General features: G+C 39.8%; 22 protein-coding genes and 2 riboswitches. All 22 genes read right to left on the reverse strand.

Annotated elements, in window-relative coordinates:
- Positions 1–5: 5 nt before the first annotated feature.
- The 22 genes from ribE to spoIIM all read right to left on the reverse strand — a co-directional run bounded on the left by ribE (position 6) and on the right by spoIIM (position 18,451).
- Positions 6–662, reverse strand: a complete 657-nt coding sequence (ribE, locus tag AC0VYJ_RS13315) for a riboflavin synthase (protein WP_303530893.1) — start codon at positions 660–662, stop codon at positions 6–8.
- Positions 662–1,744: a bifunctional diaminohydroxyphosphoribosylaminopyrimidine deaminase/5-amino-6-(5-phosphoribosylamino)uracil reductase RibD gene (gene ribD, locus AC0VYJ_RS13320; protein WP_430246135.1), complete on the reverse strand. Its 1,083-nt coding sequence runs from the start codon at positions 1,742–1,744 to the stop codon at positions 662–664. Before ribD ends, ribE begins: the two co-directional genes overlap by 1 nt.
- Before the next feature lie 142 nt (positions 1,745–1,886).
- A riboswitch (FMN riboswitch) is annotated at positions 1,887–2,032 on the reverse strand.
- A gap of 22 nt (positions 2,033–2,054) precedes the next feature.
- The gene (locus AC0VYJ_RS13325) at positions 2,055–2,492 is read right to left on the reverse strand and encodes a peptidylprolyl isomerase (RefSeq protein ID WP_194221986.1); all 438 of its coding nucleotides are present in this window, start codon (positions 2,490–2,492) and stop codon (positions 2,055–2,057) included.
- 92 nt (positions 2,493–2,584) lie between these two features.
- Positions 2,585–3,904: a diaminopimelate decarboxylase gene (lysA, locus tag AC0VYJ_RS13330; protein ID WP_475365401.1), complete on the reverse strand. Its 1,320-nt coding sequence runs from the start codon at positions 3,902–3,904 to the stop codon at positions 2,585–2,587.
- A gap of 100 nt (positions 3,905–4,004) precedes the next feature.
- A riboswitch (Lysine riboswitch) is annotated at positions 4,005–4,192 on the reverse strand.
- A gap of 46 nt (positions 4,193–4,238) precedes the next feature.
- Entirely contained in the window at positions 4,239–5,732 is a 1,494-nt protein-coding gene (locus AC0VYJ_RS13335) for a spore germination protein (RefSeq protein WP_404681738.1), read from the reverse strand.
- Positions 5,713–6,291 carry a stage V sporulation protein SpoVABEA gene (gene spoVAEA / locus AC0VYJ_RS13340; protein ID WP_430246129.1) on the reverse strand — a complete coding sequence of 193 codons (579 nt, stop codon included), beginning with the start codon at positions 6,289–6,291 and terminating at the stop codon, positions 5,713–5,715. Before spoVAEA ends, AC0VYJ_RS13335 begins: the two co-directional genes overlap by 20 nt.
- Before the next feature lie 5 nt (positions 6,292–6,296).
- On the reverse strand, positions 6,297–6,647 hold the full coding sequence (spoVAE, locus tag AC0VYJ_RS13345; RefSeq protein ID WP_226613903.1) for a stage V sporulation protein AE: 351 nt from the start codon (positions 6,645–6,647) through the stop codon (positions 6,297–6,299).
- Positions 6,647–7,660: a stage V sporulation protein AD gene (gene spoVAD, locus AC0VYJ_RS13350; protein WP_430246127.1), complete on the reverse strand. Its 1,014-nt coding sequence runs from the start codon at positions 7,658–7,660 to the stop codon at positions 6,647–6,649. Before spoVAD ends, spoVAE begins: the two co-directional genes overlap by 1 nt.
- A gap of 13 nt (positions 7,661–7,673) precedes the next feature.
- A complete protein-coding gene (gene spoVAC, locus AC0VYJ_RS13355) occupies positions 7,674–8,132 on the reverse strand; it encodes a stage V sporulation protein AC (RefSeq protein ID WP_475365402.1) in 459 nt (152 codons plus the stop codon).
- Positions 8,132–8,563, reverse strand: coding sequence for a stage V sporulation protein AB (locus AC0VYJ_RS13360; protein WP_430246123.1), 432 nt, complete (start codon positions 8,561–8,563; stop codon positions 8,132–8,134). The genes spoVAC and AC0VYJ_RS13360 overlap by 1 nt, the downstream gene beginning before the upstream one ends.
- Positions 8,560–9,177 (reverse strand): stage V sporulation protein AA, encoded by a 618-nt coding sequence (locus tag AC0VYJ_RS13365; protein WP_430246121.1) that lies wholly within the window; start codon positions 9,175–9,177, stop codon positions 8,560–8,562. The genes AC0VYJ_RS13360 and AC0VYJ_RS13365 overlap by 4 nt, the downstream gene beginning before the upstream one ends.
- A gap of 200 nt (positions 9,178–9,377) precedes the next feature.
- Positions 9,378–10,133 carry an RNA polymerase sporulation sigma factor SigF gene (gene sigF, locus AC0VYJ_RS13370; protein WP_283154038.1) on the reverse strand — a complete coding sequence of 252 codons (756 nt, stop codon included), beginning with the start codon at positions 10,131–10,133 and terminating at the stop codon, positions 9,378–9,380.
- Between the two features lie 12 nt (positions 10,134–10,145).
- Positions 10,146–10,586, reverse strand: coding sequence for an anti-sigma F factor (gene spoIIAB, locus AC0VYJ_RS13375; protein WP_430246119.1), 441 nt, complete (start codon positions 10,584–10,586; stop codon positions 10,146–10,148).
- Positions 10,586–10,936, reverse strand: coding sequence for an anti-sigma F factor antagonist (spoIIAA, locus tag AC0VYJ_RS13380; RefSeq protein ID WP_430246117.1), 351 nt, complete (start codon positions 10,934–10,936; stop codon positions 10,586–10,588). Before spoIIAA ends, spoIIAB begins: the two co-directional genes overlap by 1 nt.
- Positions 10,937–11,036: 100 nt before the next feature.
- Entirely contained in the window at positions 11,037–12,215 is a 1,179-nt protein-coding gene (locus AC0VYJ_RS13385) for a D-alanyl-D-alanine carboxypeptidase family protein (RefSeq protein WP_430246115.1), read from the reverse strand.
- A gap of 276 nt (positions 12,216–12,491) precedes the next feature.
- Positions 12,492–13,793 carry a pyrimidine-nucleoside phosphorylase gene (locus AC0VYJ_RS13390; RefSeq protein WP_430246113.1) on the reverse strand — a complete coding sequence of 434 codons (1,302 nt, stop codon included), beginning with the start codon at positions 13,791–13,793 and terminating at the stop codon, positions 12,492–12,494.
- Between the two features lie 22 nt (positions 13,794–13,815).
- Positions 13,816–14,640, reverse strand: coding sequence for a purine-nucleoside phosphorylase (locus tag AC0VYJ_RS13395; protein WP_430246111.1), 825 nt, complete (start codon positions 14,638–14,640; stop codon positions 13,816–13,818).
- Between the two features lie 21 nt (positions 14,641–14,661).
- Positions 14,662–15,840: a phosphopentomutase gene (deoB, locus tag AC0VYJ_RS13400; RefSeq protein ID WP_475365403.1), complete on the reverse strand. Its 1,179-nt coding sequence runs from the start codon at positions 15,838–15,840 to the stop codon at positions 14,662–14,664.
- Positions 15,841–15,982: 142 nt separating this feature from the next.
- Complete coding sequence (gene xerD / locus AC0VYJ_RS13405; RefSeq protein WP_475365404.1) at positions 15,983–16,873, reverse strand: site-specific tyrosine recombinase XerD; 891 nt, start codon at positions 16,871–16,873, stop codon at positions 15,983–15,985.
- Positions 16,874–16,885: 12 nt separating this feature from the next.
- A complete protein-coding gene (locus tag AC0VYJ_RS13410; RefSeq protein WP_371018615.1) occupies positions 16,886–17,113 on the reverse strand; it encodes a YqzK family protein in 228 nt (75 codons plus the stop codon).
- Positions 17,114–17,209: 96 nt separating this feature from the next.
- Positions 17,210–17,689 carry a ferric iron uptake transcriptional regulator gene (gene fur, locus AC0VYJ_RS13415; protein ID WP_194222003.1) on the reverse strand — a complete coding sequence of 160 codons (480 nt, stop codon included), beginning with the start codon at positions 17,687–17,689 and terminating at the stop codon, positions 17,210–17,212.
- A 120-nt stretch (positions 17,690–17,809) separates the two neighbouring features.
- Positions 17,810–18,451: a stage II sporulation protein M gene (gene spoIIM, locus AC0VYJ_RS13420; protein ID WP_194222004.1), complete on the reverse strand. Its 642-nt coding sequence runs from the start codon at positions 18,449–18,451 to the stop codon at positions 17,810–17,812.
- Positions 18,452–18,499: the final 48 nt, after the last annotated feature.

Consider the following 18,499-nt stretch of genomic DNA (forward strand, 5'->3'; position numbering starts at 1 on the left):
TACCATTATTTAAATCCATGATCTTCAAAAAACTGACTCCCAAGTGAAGCAGTAGGTTCGGGTTTTGAACCGCTTCTTTGCTCCAAGTACTTCATAATGTATTTACCAAGCATATCGCATTCTATATTCACTGTATCTCCCACTCTTTTTCTCCCAAGCACCGTTTCCTCTACGGTATGGGGAATAAGAGATATAGTAAGAGAGTGCTCCCCTATTCCAAAGACCGTAAGACTAGTACCATCAACAGAAACTGAGCCTTTTTCAACAAAGTAAATTAAAAGGTTTCGCGGAATCGAGATGTCATAATAAACAGCATTATCGATTTGTTCTACACGAGTAATTTTCCCCACACCATCAACATGTCCAGAAACAAAATGACCACCAAAGCGTCCATTTGCGGACATAGCTCTCTCAAGATTCACCGATGAGTTTGGCCCTAGCTGACGAAGACTGCTTGCACGAAATGTTTCAGGCATAATATCTACGGTAAAAGAAGAGTCTGTATACGTCGTAACAGTTAAGCACACGCCGTTTATCGAAATGCTATCTCCTAAATGAACGTCTTTTAAAATAGTCGACGCCGCAATTTGCATTGCAATGGATTCTCCTGATTGTTGAACACTTTCAACTCTTCCGATTTCTTCCACAATACCTGTAAACATTAAGAAAGCCTCCTTGATGAAATAATTCGAATATCATTTCCAATTTGTTCTACGCTATCCACTTGTAAATCGATCGCTTCATTCATCGTTTTAAAACCTGCACCTCCGAAAGCCGTAGGAGATTGACTCCCACCAATTAGCTTCGGCGCAATGTATGTAATAACTTGTTGAAAAGAGCGTGATTCAAGAAAGCTACCGTGTATTTCTGAACCACCTTCAACAAATACTGATGTAATTTCTCGTTCCCCTAAAAGGTCAAGAACTTTATCCATTGGGAGCAGTGGATCTGTTACAGCGATGATTTGGACATGTTTTGGGAAAGATCGCTTATTTTTTAGCGCAGCTCGTTTTGTTGTAATGATCCATGTTTCTGCATTCTCATCACTTATTACTTTAGCGTCAGAAGGCATCCTCAATTGACGATCTAACACGATTCTAATCGGCGATAGCCCTTCACCGAAACGAGTCGTTAGTGATGGGTCATCAGAGAGGACGGTTCCAATACCTACAAGAATGGCATCATGTTGATGACGATAGGCATGAACATCTTTTCTCGAGTCTTCCCCCGTAATCCATTTACTATCACCTGAATGAGTTGCTATTTTGCCATCAAGCGTTGTAGCAGCTTTCAACGTTACAAATGGTCTTTTTTGTGTAATGTAATGGAAAAACATCCGGTTTAGCTGTAAGGCTTCTTCTTCCATAAGCCCAATATGGACAGCTATGCCTGCTTTCTTTAGTTTAGTCACACCATTTCCTGCGACCAGGGGATTCGGATCTTGACTTGCAATAAATACCTCTTTGACTCCTGCTTGAATTAAAGCATCAGCACAAGGAGGCGTCTTTCCATGATGACTACATGGCTCTAGTGTCACATAGGCAGTACTCCCACTTGCTCGATTGCCCGCCATCTTGAGTGCTTGAATTTCGGCATGGCCTTCTCCAGCCTTTAAATGAGCTCCCATCCCTACGATACGCCCACTATTAACAATGACAGCTCCTACGGAGGGATTCGGACGCGTTTGACCTATCGTACTTCTAGCTAAATCGATCGCTGTTTTCATAAAATCCGTATGATTCATCGTATTTACTCCTGTTCCACTCTCCATTATTGGTTGAGAAGGAGAACAAAAAAAGCCTCCCAAAACACAGCTGTCCCGGGAGGCAAAAGTATATGCCAAATAAGCCTTTTGAATCTATGATTCAAAAGGAAATTGGTCACTTTTATTCCTTCTCCCATCCAGACTATACTGTCGGTTCTGGTTTCTCACCAGATCCACCGTTTGCTTACGCAACCGGGTCACGGACTTAGCTAGCATAAGCTAGTCATCACCGCCGGTTGGGATTTTCACCCGACCCCGAAGGAAAGTATTAAGTTTTTAAGAGTCTGATCTATTCTTCGTCCCAGACTTTTACTTCTTTCATTACGTCACCCTGTTTAACGCGAAGGACCGTATCCATTCCTTCTGTTACTTGACCAAAAACGGTATGAACGCCGTCTAGATGAGGCTGAGGTTCATGAACTAGGAAAAACTGACTGCCGCCCGTGTTTTTACCAGCATGTGCCATAGACAATGAGCCTGCTACGTGCTTATGAGGGTTACCTTCTGTTTCACAGTCAATTGTATATCCTGGTCCACCCATTCCAGAACCTGTAGGATCTCCACCTTGAGCAACAAAACCAGGGATTACACGGTGAAAATTCACACCGTTGTAGAAACCTTCATTTGCAAGCTTCTCAAAGTTAGCAACAGTGTTAGGTGCTGCTTCTGGATAAAATTCAATTTCAATAACTTCTCCATTTTCAAATGCAATTGTTCCTTTTTTCATAAATAAATCCTCCTGCACTAACAATTTTCTTAAAAGCTCTTTCATTATAGCACAGACTGAAGCTGTTCCATATCATTTATGCTTTTCAACTATTATTTTGATATAATCGCTTGTTTTAATGGCAAATCATGTCGAACTAAATCCTCGTATGACTCTCTCTCAACAACAAGGTTGGCCTCACCATTTTCAACAAAGACAACAGCTGGTCTTGGTAATCTATTGTAGTTATTTGCCATGGAATAACCATATGCCCCCGTTGAAAAAACAGCCATCGTATCACCAGCAATCGCTCGCTGTAACTGGCAATCCCAAATTAACATATCACCTGATTCACAACACTTTCCTGCTACAGAGTATAGGTGGTCTTTTGCTTCATTCATTCGATTTGCTATTGTGGCTTCATATTTTGCCTGATAGAGAGCAGGGCGTAAATTATCCGTCATCCCTCCATCTACAGCGAGGTAATGTCGCAACTCTGGAACATTTTTGTGTGAACCAACCGTATATAACGTCAGTCCAGCTTCTCCTACTAGTGAACGACCAGGTTCAATCCAGATCTCAGGCATGTTCATTTGCCCTGTTACCTGATTTCTGATTGTTTCAATCATAGCTTCGATGTAGTTCCCTACTGGTAATGGGTGATCTTCACTCGTATATCGGATTCCAAATCCTCCACCAAGGTTAAGGACTTCAGGCTCAAAACCATAGGCATCATACCACGTTGTAAGATAGCTATAAATCTTTTCAATAGCCATTACAAAACCATTTGTTTCAAAAATTTGTGAGCCTATATGACAATGAAGTCCAAGAAGATGAACAGCACTCATTTTTGTTACATCCAATATCGCGCGTTCTACCTGACCACTCTGTAAATCAAAACCAAATTTAGAATCTTCTTGGCCTGTTAAAATATAATCATGCGTATGTGCTTCAATACCTGGTGTTATACGCAACAGCACATTAGCTTTCACATTTTTTTCTTCTGCAATTTGCTCAAGGAGAGATAATTCGTAAAAATTATCAACAACGAAGCAACCTATTTCTGCATCAAGCGCCATTCTAATTTCAGATTCACTTTTGTTATTTCCATGAAAATGAATACGCTCCACGGGGAAACCTGCCTTCAAAGCAGTATAAAGCTCTCCACCGGATACAACATCCAAACTTAATCCTTCTTCTTCTGCAAGTTGAATCATTGCCATACATGAAAAGGCCTTACTAGCATAAGCTACTTGATAGTTTACATTCTCACGTTCAAAGGCACTTCGAAACGCCCTTGCTTTGTCTCGAATCATAGCCACATCATAAACATATAACGCAGTGCCAAATTTTTTTCCTAATTGGACCGTATCGATCCCTCCAACTGTTAAATGCCCCTCTTCTGAAACTGCAGATGTACCGTATAAATTCACAATCATTTCTCCCCTCTCGCTTATATAAATGCGAGCTCCCTCCACACAATAAGAAAAACAGCCAACTTTATAGATAGGCTGTTTTCTCCGTATCCTCACGAGTTGGATTAGCTCACCACTGAAAGAAATTCATCCTCCAGTGACAGTCTGCAACTTATTCAGCAGCAGCCCAGCAAGAAAAGGATGGGTCCTTTCTCACTTCGGCAAATTGACCTTTCTGATATCGTCTTCGCATTCCATTCTATGCTCAGATATCTTACTCATTCGTTTTGCGCCTCTATCCCCATTACGTTCAATGAGGTCTATTCAATTAAGAAATAAATTATCATACTTTTTAAGATTCGGCAAGTGGTTTGTCCGGCTGCTTCGTTTCATTCTGGGGCTCTGTAATACTTGGACGCAATTTTGTCAAAGGAACAGAAACGCGAATTAGCACTTGAATAAACGCTTTTGCATTAAAAGGAATGAATGGCCATAAATAAGGTGTATTTAATGGCTTTAAGGCGACTAGGAAGAGAATAATAGCTGTCACGCCTATTATATATCCTGGAACTCTGAAGAAAAAGACAAGGAAAAGTAGTAATAATCTAACTAGTTTGTTCGCTATTGATAACTCATAACTTGGCGTTGCGTAAGAACCTATAGCCGCAATAGAAACATACAGAATAACTTCTGGAACAAATAATCCTACATCGATGGCAATTTGACCAATTAATACAGCCGCAATTAAACCCATCGCTGTAGAAAGCGGGGTAGGCGTATGAATGGCGGCCATTCTCAGTGTTTCGATCCCAATTTCTGCAAGAATGATTTGAATAAATATCGGCACATTCGTTTCATCATTTGGCCCAATAAAATCAATCGATTTAGGCAACAACCCAGGTTCATATACCGCCAATAACCACAGGGGAAGTAACAATAGCGCTGCTAGCATTCCTCCAAAGCGGACCCATCTCAAGAATGCACCTGGTAATGGAGCTTCCCTGTATTCTTCTGCATGTTGAACATGGTGGAAAAAGGTTGTTGGCGTAATAATAACACTCGGAGAAGTGTCGACGATAATCAAGACATGCCCTTCTAACAAATGGGATGCGGCTACATCTGGCCTTTCCGTATATCGTACAAGTGGAAAAGGATTTCCCGCCTGATGCACTAAAAACTCTTCAACAGTTTTATCAGCCATAGGAATACCATCAATATTAATTTCTTTTAGTTTTTTCTTAATGATTTCAACTAAGTTTGGGTTAGCTACATCCTGAATATAAGTGATACACACATCCGTTTTGGAACGCTCTCCGATTTGAAATATTTCATTACGCAAACGACCATCTCTAATACGCCTTCTAGTAAGTGCAGTATTCTCAATAATATTTTCTGTGAAACCGTCTCTAGAACCTCTGATCACTTTCTCAGTGTCTGGCTCTTGAGGCGTTCTACCTGGATACTTTCGAACATCAATAATGTAAGCAATCTCTTCGCCTTCCATAAATACAGCGATCAGTCCAGAAAGAACTTGATCGACGACCTCATCGAACGTCTCTACTTTTGTTACTTGCTGATGGGGTAAATGATTATGGATAACTTGCTCGAATTTAACGGTCAAGCGATGATGATCATCTAATTCCATCAATTCTCGCATGATTTCAACAATGATTGATGTATCACATAAACCAGTACAATAATAGAATTGTATTTCTTTATTCAAAATCTTGAGTTTACGTACACCTACGTCAAAACTTTCCCCAATGCCAATTGATTTTTTCAAGAAGTCTTCATTTTCTTTTAATTTTTTAAATATTTTTTGTTTGTTATTCATTTTTGTTGTCATAGAAACCGCTCCTTTCAAGCAGAATTTGAACGGCTTTCAATGTTATAGGCGACCCAACCTCCGGATCATCAAGCCCAGACATTTTACCTATATCACCGACACCTATAATAATTGGGACATTCAGTTTATCTAAAATAGATACAGTATCCCCATCTATTCTCCCAGCTTCCATATCAGCAAATCCATTCTTATCAACACCGAAATGCGTTAATTCACCATCCCTGTCGATGGAAACATCTACTCTCGTCCATTCAGAGAAGTGTGTTCTCGAGGCAACTGCAATCGCACCAAGTAGTTCAACATCTTCATCCTCAGCCACAGCCTGCATCGCTAGTTCTCCATAACCTTCACCCGGAAAACCACTGTCATCAAACATTACAAAGATTGGATCATGTGGAGCTTCTTTAATTAGGGAAACAATTTCATAACCAGCAAGCGGGGTTGGATTTCCTGCTGATTGGCTAATGCATCTCCCGCCAATATCCGAAGCCACTTTTTCAATTGCTTTTTGCGCGTAAAGATCTCCATCAGTAACGAAAATAACCCGCCGCTTGTTCAATTCATTCACCCCTTTGGCTTGAATATAATGGCTATGATAAATCCGAAAACAATAGCTGATGAAATTCCAGCTGAAGTTAACTGAAATATCCCCATTGCAATGCCTATAAATCCATGTTCCTCTCCTTGCTGCATCGCCCCATGTAGCAAGGAATGCCCAAAGCTCGTAATTGGGACTGTCGCACCTGCTCCTGCGAATTCAATCAGTCGATCGTATATACCAAAACCGTCAAGAATCGCTCCAGTCACCACAAAAGATGACATTACATGAGCAGGCGTTAATCTAAAAATATCGAGCAATAACTGACCAACAACACAAATGGCTCCTCCTACTGCAAAAGCAATGAAGTATTCCACTATTCCTCACCTCCAACTCGCTCAAAAACCACTGCATGAGCGATAGCAGGCATACTTTCTTTCTGTTGCACCATAACGGGGCTATGCAAGCATCCTGTAGCAGTAACTAGAATTTTTGAATACTTCCCTTGTTTTAGAAGCTCAATGAGATGACCATACGTAACAACCGCCGAACAGGCACACCCGCTTCCACCTGCGAATACTTCCTTCTGATCAGGTCGATAGATCATTAACCCACAGTCATTATGATTATTAGTAATGTCAAACCCTTTCTCAAGCAATAAATCACGAACAATCGGAGAACCAACTGCAGATAAATCTCCAGTAACAATTAAGTCATAATCTGAAGGTTTTACATTTAGATCCTCAAAATGTGTGGCCAATGTATCTGCTGCCGCTGGCGCCATCGCACTCCCCATATCAAACGGATCCTTGATTCCCCAGTCAACTACTCTTCCAATCGTTGCCGCAGAGATTTGAATGTCCGATAACTCCTGACTAACTAACGCAGCTCCAGCACCAGTTACAGTTGATGTCGCAGTACCAGGTTTCTGACCTCCATATTCTGTTGGATAACGGAACTGTCTTTCAGCAGTTGCATTATGGCTACTCACTCCAGCAATAGCCCTCTCAGCAAAACCACCATCAACTAGAGAAGATGCAATCGCTAGGGATTCCATGGATGTCGAGCATGCTCCAAAAACACCTAGAAAAGGAATATGATTAGACCTTGCTGTATAAGTTGCGCTTACGATTTGATTTAATAGATCACCCGCTACAAAAACATCAACTTGATCAGGAGCTAATTCTTTTTTCTTCAAACAACTCATTACTGCATCTTCTAACAATTTTCTTTCAGCAAGCTCCCAATTTGCCTGATTACAATGAAGGTTAGCATAGGTCACATCAAACGAATTTCCAAATGGACCTTCTGCTTCCTTTGGGCCTGTTGCTGTACCTACTGATTGTAAATAAACATTTGAAAAACTCCATGTTTGCTTTCCTGATTTCATACAGGTTCTCTCCTTATATCAGGGCTTTAAAAATCATTCTGACCATCCCTACAATGTAAGCCGCAACGACGCCAAACACGATGACTGAGCCAGCAAGTTTAAACATATTGGTTGCTATACCAAGTACAATCCCTTCGCTTTTATGCTCGAGAGCAGCACTAGTAATCGAATTAGCGAAGCCTGTAACTGGTACAGCTGAACCTGCTCCCGCAAATTGACCAAGCCTGTCATACCAACCGAAAGCCGTTAATAAAGCTGCGATCAATATGAGAGTGGCTACAGTCGGGTTTCCAGCATTTTCTTTAGAAAAATCAAAGACATTGATATAGAAATTCTGAACACCTTGCCCGAACATACAAATAAACCCGCCTACAACAAACGCTTTTATGCAGTTGAAAAAATACGGCGGCTTTGGCTGATACTCTTTAATGTTCTGACTATACTTTTCCTGATCGTTTAATGATTTTTTCATTACTTGATCCCTCCATCCACAAAAATTGTCCAATGAAACAATGATCCGAATACTTTACCAAGTACTATAGCCATTAGTAAAACCAAAATTTTATCTATAAACCCAATCCGTTTCGTTAATATTGGCAAGACATTAAGTACTTCTGTTAATGCTGCTGCTAACATCCCAATAAATATACCTGCACCGAGTCCAATTGGGATCACTACAAATTTGGGCAGGCCAAGAGTTGGATTTCTTAACGATAACCAACTTGCCACTACAGCACCTACAATGATCCCCCATTCATAAAAACGAATGAGGTGTAACGTTTTGGACAATTGAGTGAGCCTGGGGATAATGCCAAGAACTGAAAGAAATGCAACAAATCCAGCCCCAACCGCAATCCCTTCAGCAAATCCGATTAACATCACTAAGAGAAATTGAGCATTCATGGTTTCGAATTTCCGTTTTCTTCGTTCTCATGAACGATTACATATTGATCAAGGTCCTGTTGATAATTAAACATTTCCACTTCAAGTGGGCTAGGTTCTTCGTTAAACCGCTTTTTGAAAAGATGGTTAAAGAACAGGACCATCCCAATTCCAAGTCCAAATGAGTATGGTACTTGTAGAAGCAGTGGTTTTGGATTGTCGATTCCAGTCACAATTTTATATATTTGCTGATGAACCTCTCTCATACTGACGTCTTCATGAAAATTCATAATAGCGAGGGCCGCACCAATAAATAATAAAAACCAGATAAGAACAAAATAAACGGGTGCTAATTTCTTCTTTGGATACTGAACTTCTACAATCGTTTGTGTAGGACCGACTACTTGAATCTCAACGTTTTCCATTTCGCTATGGATGGACATAATGACTTTCATAACATCGATTACGACTAAGTTCTTATCCTCTTTCGTCACATGGTAAATCTGGATATTCTCCACCTTACTACAACAAGAATCTTCTCCTATGAGCTGAGCAATATCACCAATCAATAACTTCTTATTAGGTGGTACTTTCTTTTTTTGCCTAAGTCGAAGATATATTATCTGACTATCCATGATCCTCCACCTCCTTATTCAAGGGGCATATTGGTTATAGTATGTTTCTACCAAATGACTCTCATTCTTTAGCAACCTAAGTACCATTAATTCCCTAGAAGTTTGGGTCCTTTTTATATCATCCATTCATTAATCTTAGTGATAGCTCTATTATTATTCTGGTAAAAAAATCCTTTGCAAACAAAAAAGAACAGAATGAGCTATTTGCTCATCTGTTCTTTAATTTGTTTTAATATTTTCTTTTCAAGTCTCGATACTTGAACTTGAGAAATCCCCAGTCTTTCTGCCACTTCAGACTGAGTTTGATCTTTGTAATACCTTAAATAAACAATTAGTCTCTCACGATTATCAAGATACTGCAATGCTTCCTTAAGGGCTAATTTATCAAACCAAGCACTATCTGTATGATCGGCAATTTGGTCGAGTAAAGTGATAGGATCTCCATCGTTTTCATAAACCGTTTCATGAATAGAAGTTGGTGCCCTTACAGCTTCTTGTGCCATGACAACTTCTTCCGGCGTGACTTCTATTCGTTCTGCAATTTCATTAATTGTCGGCGTTCTGCCGAGCGTTTTCGATAACTCATCCTTCGCTTTCCTAACTTTATTGCCGGTTTCTTTAAGGGATCGACTCACTTTCACTGTTCCATCATCTCTAATGAAGCGCTGAATTTCCCCGATAATCATTGGTACCGCATAGGTGGAGAATTTCACATCGTAACTTAGATCGAACTTATCCACGGATTTTAACAAACCAATACAACCGATCTGAAACAGGTCATCCGCTTCATACCCTCTATTTAGAAATCGCTGCACAACGGACCAGACGAGACGCATATTCTTTTGAACAATGAGGTCTCTGGCTCCCTGGTCCCCATTCTGGCTTTGTTTAATCAATTCCTTCACTTCATCAGGCTTCAGTTGCGACTGCTTCCCTTTTCTAACCTCCACGTCCATATGCAGGTCCCCTTAATTACATAGCGCTTTATTTTTTGATAGATACTTCATTAAGTGAATGGTCGTACCCTGGCCACTTGCAGACTCCACTTTGACCTCATCCATAAAATTCTCCATAATTGTAAAGCCCATCCCTGATCGTTCTAGTTCAGGCTTTGTTGTAAACAAAGGTTGTCTTGCTTCCTCAAGGTCAAGAATTCCCATTCCATGGTCACGAATGGTTAAATTGACAGTGTCGTCATTTAACTCGACCGAAATGTAAACCTTCTCTTCAGAATTTTGCTCATATCCATGAATAATGGCATTTGTAACAGCTTCCGATACAACTGTCTTGATTTCAGTAAGTTCATCAACAGTTGGATCGAGCTGCGCAATAAAAGCTGCTACAGTTACACGAGCAAATGATTCATTTTGACTGAGCGCAGAGAACTCGATATCCATACGATTCCTCATTATGCCACCCCCAAAGTAGCGAGGGCATGCTGCTCATCAGCCTCAAGCCTCACAATTTTAAAGAGACCTGACATTTCAAATAATCTCTTAACAGGTGGAGAGATTGAACATACGACCATTTCTCCTCCAAAACTCTTCACTTTATTGTACCGCCCTAGAATAACACCGAGACCTGAACTATCCATGAATGAAAGACCTTCTAGACTTAGCACAATATGTTCAATTTTACGCTCTTCAATAATCGAATCTACCCTGTCTCTTAGTTCTTCTGATGTATGATGATCCAACTCTCCATCAAGACGAATCAAAAGAACGGGATGGCGCACTTCAAGATTGATCGAAAGACTCACGTCACATTCCTCCTCATGTTTGCTTGTGAGTTTTTTCTCTCTTTACAGGGTTAATTCCTTCTTCGTGACAAAACTAGTGAGATTTCGATGAAAGAGGTGATCACTTGACAGTTTGAGTAGGCGCTTTGGCGAACTGTGCAGCTGTTCGTTTCATCAGCTGCCACCAGGAAGCTTTTTGAATGTCTTTGGCTGCAATAACCGGAGATGTAGCTGTCACATGACCATCTATTTTCACAGACAACTCACCTACCTCTTCCCCTTTCTTAACAGGTGTTTCTATATTCTTATTGACTTTGATGCTTGTTGTAATTTTACCGTTTTCTTGCCCTTTCTTAAGAAGAACGGAAACTCGCTCAGATGTTACAACAGACATGGTAGGTTGATCTCCTTTATTTACCTTTACTTCTTTCACGATGTTGTTTCGATCGAATAACTTATGTGTTTTATATTGAGAAAATGCATAATCAAACAGTTTTGTAATATCTGCATTACGTACTTTTGGAGATGGAGCACCCATTACAACGGCCACCACTCGCATGTCATCTCTTTTCGCCGTTGCCGTAAGACAATACTTTGCTTCACTTGTAAATCCTGTCTTCAACCCATCTACACCAGGATAAAATTTAACAAGCTTATTAGTGTTAACGAGCCAGAATTTCTTATCTGTATCCTGCCTCAGGTAGTCTTCATATAATCCAGTATATTTTGTAATCAATTCATATTTAAGAAGCTCTTTAGCCATAAGGGCCATATCATTTGCAGTGGAATAATGACCTTCCGCTGGTAATCCAGTAGGATTTACAAAATGAGTGTTTTTGAGTCCCATTGATTTTGCCTTTGCATTCATCGAATTAACAAATTCTTCTTCCGAACCAGCGATCGCTTCAGCCATTGCTACCGAAGCATCATTACCGGAAGCAATTGCAATACCTTTTAACATATCGTTAACTGTCATTTCTTCCCCTGCCTCAAGAAAAATCTGTGAACCACCCATTGAAGCAGCATATTCACTTGCTCTAACTTTCTGATCGAGGCTTATTTTTCCACTTTCAATCGCTTCCATAATTAAGATCATGGTCATGATTTTAGTCATACTTGCAGGAGGAAGCTTTTTATCACTATCTTTTTCAAACAATACTTCACCTGTATCTCGCTCAATCAAAATAGCGGAAGAAGAATTCTCTGCGATTTTTAGCTTTGCTTCTTCTGCATGCGCAAAAGAAGGAACAATAAGAGTTACTCCCAGCAAGAAGGCGAGCGCTGTTGCAACAACTTTCATTGGTGATCCCTCCATTCTTAGTATTACAAGGATTTCCAACATCTTGGAAAAATATACGAATTCTATATCCTCTATTGATAATCGCATTCACTCTCCTTAAATCTTTTCACGGATGTATACACATGGACATGTTAATGAAGTAGTTGATTATTGCCTTAATTACGCTCTGAGATGAAGATGTCACGTGAATGAGCCAAAAAGATAAGCTCACATAGCTAAACACATAAAAAAAAGAAGCCTCCCAAAAGAGACTTCTCAAGATACTATCTTTTTTTATTAGTTAATAACTTTATAAATTAGCTGTGGCTTTTCAGCAGCTTGCTTAGAAAGAGTATAAGCTTCATTAATTTTATCGATTGAGTTCTGAACGTCTTCTTCATCACTGTGAAGAACAACTAGTGCTTCGCCTTTCTCCACTTTATCGCCGACTTTTTTCTTCAGGGTGATCCCAACACCGTGATTAATTTGATCGTCTTTTGTCGCTCTTCCTGCACCAAGATACATAGCAGCAACACCAACAGATTCAGCATCAATTTCTGTTACATACCCATCTTGATGTGCCGAAACTTCAATATCATGCTTTGCCTGTGGAAGTTTAGAAAGATCATCAATGACGGATACATCCCCACCTTGAGCTTGAACGAGCGTTCTAAATGATTCAAACGCTTTTCCATTTTGAAGATTCTCTTCAAGTGTTTTATACGCCGTCTCAAAGTCATCGAAAGCACCAGCTATCACTGTCATATGTGAAGCAAGTTCTAGAGAAAGCAGGCGAAGATCCTCGATATTTTCTCCTTGAAGAACCTGACAAGCTTCTCGAACTTCATTTGCATTTCCTACTTCAAAACCAAGCGGCTGACTCATATCACTAATAACTGCCACAGTGTTTCGTCCAAGGTTGTTTCCGATGTTAACCATTTCTTTAGCAAGAGCTTCTGAGTCTTCAAGCTTCTTCATGAAAGCACCGGATCCGGTTTTGACATCAAGAACAATACCATCTGCTCCAGAAGCAAGCTTTTTACTCATGATAGATCCTGCGATCAATGGAATGGAATCCACAGTAGCTGTTACATCACGAAGCGCGTATAATTTTTTATCTGCTGGAGCGAGGTTCCCTGTCTGACCAGCTACAGAAAGTTTATGTGTATTCACATTATTCACAAATTCTTCTTTGGTCATCTCAATGTGGAATCCTTTAATAGACTCCAGCTTATCTAAAGTTCCACCGGTATGACCTAAACCTCGGCCAGACATTTTTGCAACTGGTACACCTACAGAAGCAACCAATGGACCAACGATAAAGGTTGTCTTATCCCCTACTCCTCCAGTTGAATGCTTGTCCACTTTATGACCCTCTATAGCAGATAGATCGATTGTTTCTCCAGACTCTACCATTGCTTGGGTAAGCATAGCTGTTTCATTAGACTTCATCCCATTAAAATAAATCGCCATCATTAAAGCTGACGCCTGGTAATCAGGGATGTCCCCCTTTGTATATCCTTCAATAAAGAAATTAATTTCTTCTTTTGTCAATTCATTTCCATTACGTTTTTTTTGAATAACATCAACCATTCTCATTCGAATAGCTCTCCCTTCTACTTTAACCCATTTTACTTACAATTGTTTTAACTAAAAGAAGGAAGTTTGCCTTTACCTTCTCTGTTGTTTCAATTACTTCGTCGTGGTGAAGTGGTTGATCCAGAATTCCGGCAGCCATATTTGAAATACAAGAGATACCAAGTACATCCATGCCCGCATGTCTGGCAATGATAACTTCTGGTACAGTTGACATTCCAACGGCGTCTCCACCTAGCGTTCTTAGCATTCTAACTTCTGCTGGGGTTTCATAAGTTGGTCCAGTATTTCCGACATATACTCCAGATTGTAGTTTCATTCCAAGTTCTGTTGCCGTATCTTGTGCTAAACGTTGAAGATCCATTGAATAAGCGGTAGACATATCCGGGAAACGTGGTCCAAACTCATTGCTATTTGGTCCAATTAATGGATTTGTTCCAAAGTTATTAATATGATCAGCAATAACCATTAAATCTCCAGGTTGGAACTCTTCATTTATACCACCTGCAGCATTCGTTACGATTACTTTAAGAATCCCAAGTTCTTTCATCACTCGAACGGGGAATGTTACTTTATCCATTGAATATCCTTCATAAAAGTGAAAACGCCCCTGCATGGCTGCTACTGCTTTTCCATTTAACGTTCCGAATACAAATTGTCCAGCGTGCCCTTCTACTGTTGAGACGGGAAAATTCGGAATGTCACTATAGGGGATTTGAACTGGGTTTTCAATTTCTTCAGCCAGTACACCAAGACCAGAACCTAAGATCAGCCCGATTTCTGGACGAAACTCTCCAACTTGACTTTGTATATAGGATGATGCATCTTGAATTTCTTGTTTAATTGTCATTTTCGTTCCTCCTCTTGATTCTTAAAGCTTTTTAAGAAAGCTTGTCCCGTGTTTTGGTAACGTTACATCAAAATTATCCGCAATAGTTGCTCCAATATCAGCAAATGTGTCACGAATACCGAGATCTACCGCTTCTTTTATCCCTTTATGGTAGGCAAGTAATGGAACATATTCACGTGTATGATCTGTTCCATGATGAATTGGATCATTCCCATGATCAGCTGTGATCAATAACAAATCATCTTCTTCCATTCGATCGAGAACTTCCTTTAATCTCTCGTCATACTCTTCTAGCGCTTCACCATAGCCTTGTGGGTCTCTTCTATGCCCATATAATGCATCAAAGTCCACGAGGTTCAGGAAGCTGATTCCTTCAAATTGCATTTGTTGAGTTTCAAGCAACTTATCCATACCGTCCATATTTGATTTCGTACGAAGAGACTTTGTTACACCTTCTTCGTCATAAATATCTGAAATCTTTCCGATTGCAATAACGTCTTTCTCATTGTCTTTTAATTCATTCATAACCGTATGTCCAAACGGCTTAAGCGCATAATCATGGCGATTGGAAGTGCGTTTAAAGTCGCCTGGCTCTCCTAGAAATGGTCTTGCGATTACTCGTCCAACCATATATTCTTCTGCTTTTGTCATTTCTCTTGCAATCTCACAAATATGATAAAGCTCATCCAATGGAACAACATCTTCATGGGCCGCAATTTGAAGAACTGAATCTGCAGAAGTATAAACAATAAGTGCACCGGTCTTTACGTGCTCTTCACCAAGTTCTACAAGAATTTCTGTCCCTGAAGCAGGTTTATTTCCAATGATTTTTCTTCCAGTTCTGCTTTCAAGCTCGGAGATGAGATCGTCAGGAAATCCATTAGGGAAGGTTCTAAAAGGCTGTTCTATGTGAAGGCCCATAATTTCCCAATGACCAGTCATCGTGTCTTTCCCATTCGAAGCTTCCATCATTTTAGTATAATGTGCCATTGGCTTATCTGCTTTACTAACCCCATTAAGTTCCCGAATGTTGCCAAGACCCAATTTCTCCATATTTGGCATCTTCAAACCATTCATATGATCTGCGATATGACCTAGAGTATCTGCACCTAGGTCGTCAAATTGATCAGCATCAGGAGCCTCACCAATACCCACCGAATCCATTACAACCAAAAATACTCTCTTAAATCGTTTTGTCATTATGATCCTCCTCATTCAATGTCTATCTATTGTTACTATTCCCTTCAAAAACAAAAAAACTCACGCATGAATGCGTTTACGAAAGCAGAAAAAAGAAAAAATCTGGCCAATGACCAGATCTCTTTCTGGAGAAAGCCTCCTATTAGGCCCTTGGATGGTAAGTTGAATAAATATCCTTCAACCTCGCTTTAGTTACATGTGTATAGATCTGTGTTGTTGAAATATCTGCATGTCCGAGAAGCTCCTGTACTGCTCTAAGGTCCGCTCCATTTTCAAGTAAGTGTGTTGCAAATGAATGTCTAAGTGTATGGGGGGTAAGAGGTTTTAAAATGTTAGCTTTCAATGCAAGCTTTTTAAGAATTTTCCAGAAACCTTGTCTCGATAGGCTTTCACCACGATGATTCAAGAAAAGCATTTCGTTTTTATTCTTCTTCATTAATTGCCCTCTACCTTCATCCAAATAAATGGTTAAGGCATCTCTTGCCATCTTACCTAAAGGCACAATTCGTTCTTTATTCCCCTTACCAATCGTTCGAATAAAACCCATTGTTAAATGAACATCTTCCATTTTCAAATCAATGAGTTCACTCACACGCAAACCTGTTGCATACAATACTTCAAGCATAGCGCGATCGCGTTTACCAAAAGGAGTCGAATAATCGGGTGCCTCTAGCAGCTGCTCTACTTCAGTTGTTGACAAAATCTTAGGTAGTTTCCGCTCTGTTTTTGGTGTTTCAATATGTACAGAGGGATCTTGATCCACTGCCTTTTCTCTAAGTAAAAATTGATGAAAGGCACGAATAGAAGCAATGTTTCGAGCAATTGTAGTAGATGCTTTTCCACTGTCTCTTAGCGTATAGAGATAATTAACAATATGCACACGTCGCACTTCATCCAAAGTGGAAATGTTCTCATTTTCTTTTATGTGTTTTAGATATTGAGCGAGATCTCGCCTGTATGCATCGAGAGTATTTTTGGACAGGCTCCGCTCAACTATCAAATAGTGCAAAAAATCCTGTACCTGATCTTCCATTGTAAACGCTCCTTATTCACCTGTCTGGTAAAACAAATTGAGCCTTTCAAGGAAAGTGTGTTGAATACCCGATTCCATTTGAACGACTTTCACTGCTTTTCCTTGTGGCACATCATACCGATGATAATTCTGGTACTCTTGATTTACCCAGAGAATGCCAAAGTAAAACAGTAATGTACAACCTGTGAACAGTAAGAAAACTTTCATTGTATCTAAAACAAGCAATAAACCCCTTCTCAAACTAACGCACCTCCATCTCTAGTAAAAGATATGCCAGGGATAGAGAATTTTATACATCGTTAGGAGATACAGGTTCTTAAATGTCTTCTATTACAATTATGAATGATTAACGGCTTGCTCCGGCTGTTCTTTATCTTCCTGTCCTTGACAACGGTGACAGATCCCATGAAATGTAAGGCGATGATCTTTAATTTTAAAGTTCCAATCATTCTCAACTACCTTTTCTACATCACCAAGTAAATCATCTTGTATTTCATCTACTGCACCACACTCAATACAAACCAAGTGATGGTGAAAATGGGCAGCGCCTTCTTGCCTGAGGTCAAACCTTGAAACACCGTCACCAAAATTAATTTTATCAACAATTTTCAATTCAGCTAATAACTCAAGCGTTCGATATACAGTTGCTAATCCAATTTCAGGAGATTTTTCTTTTACTAAAAGATACACATCTTCAGCGCTTAAATGGTCTTCTTCGTTCTCAAGAAGTACCCGCACGGTTGCTTCTCGCTGGGGCGTTAACTTATAGCTTTGAGAATGAAGATGTTTCTTAATTCGATCGATTCTGCTTTCCATGTCCCATTTCCCTCCCTCGATCGATGCCATTTTCATTATAAGCAGTAGGGAAATCGGTGTCAAATTAAAATCATTATCAACCTAATGTTGTAATGATTTTAATTTGATAATGAATATAATTTACTTCATTTCCACTACGGCCTTTATCAATCCTGGTGATAAATAAGCTTCAAACCATGCTGCTAGACAAAGAAAACTTAGCGCACATATAACTAGTCCTGAAAACCTTAAGAATGGAGGAAGAATCGGTTCTATTCTGCGTTTCATAAATAATTGCCTCATCAGTCGAAGCGAAAAAGTTAGAGAAGCCGTTGCAACGATCACCATCGCGGGTACCGCTATAATATTCTGTGGAAAGACTGAAACAAATGCCAATAAGAAGCCTTTCCAGCTCATTTGATTCACAAGAAAACCTACTGTAAAACCAACAACTATCCCTTTTAGAAAGAGCATAATTAGTACAATTGGAAGACCAATAATCGTAAGTCCTAGAAGCCACATCAAACCAATATATTTGGCATAATGAGTTAAGCTTTGATGAAACATTTCAGATGATGTTGCGAACTGTCCATCTGATACCTGTCCAAAAAAACGCCCCAAGTATACAGCAAGATCTTCTTTTTGAGTGAAGCTTAGACTATTGACTATAACGGCTCCGAATACAATGCCCATGAGGAACAATACGGCAATAAATGTGTAAAGAGATAAATGATCTGATAGATGAGTTGATATCATTTGCTTCAGATGTCGGCTACGATTCATACGATTTCCTCCTTCATACGACCTTTGGTAAAGTCTATGAAATGGATT

This window comes from Anaerobacillus sp. 63XJN7_5_ISO-PGPR-S23-430, from assembly GCF_056173695.1.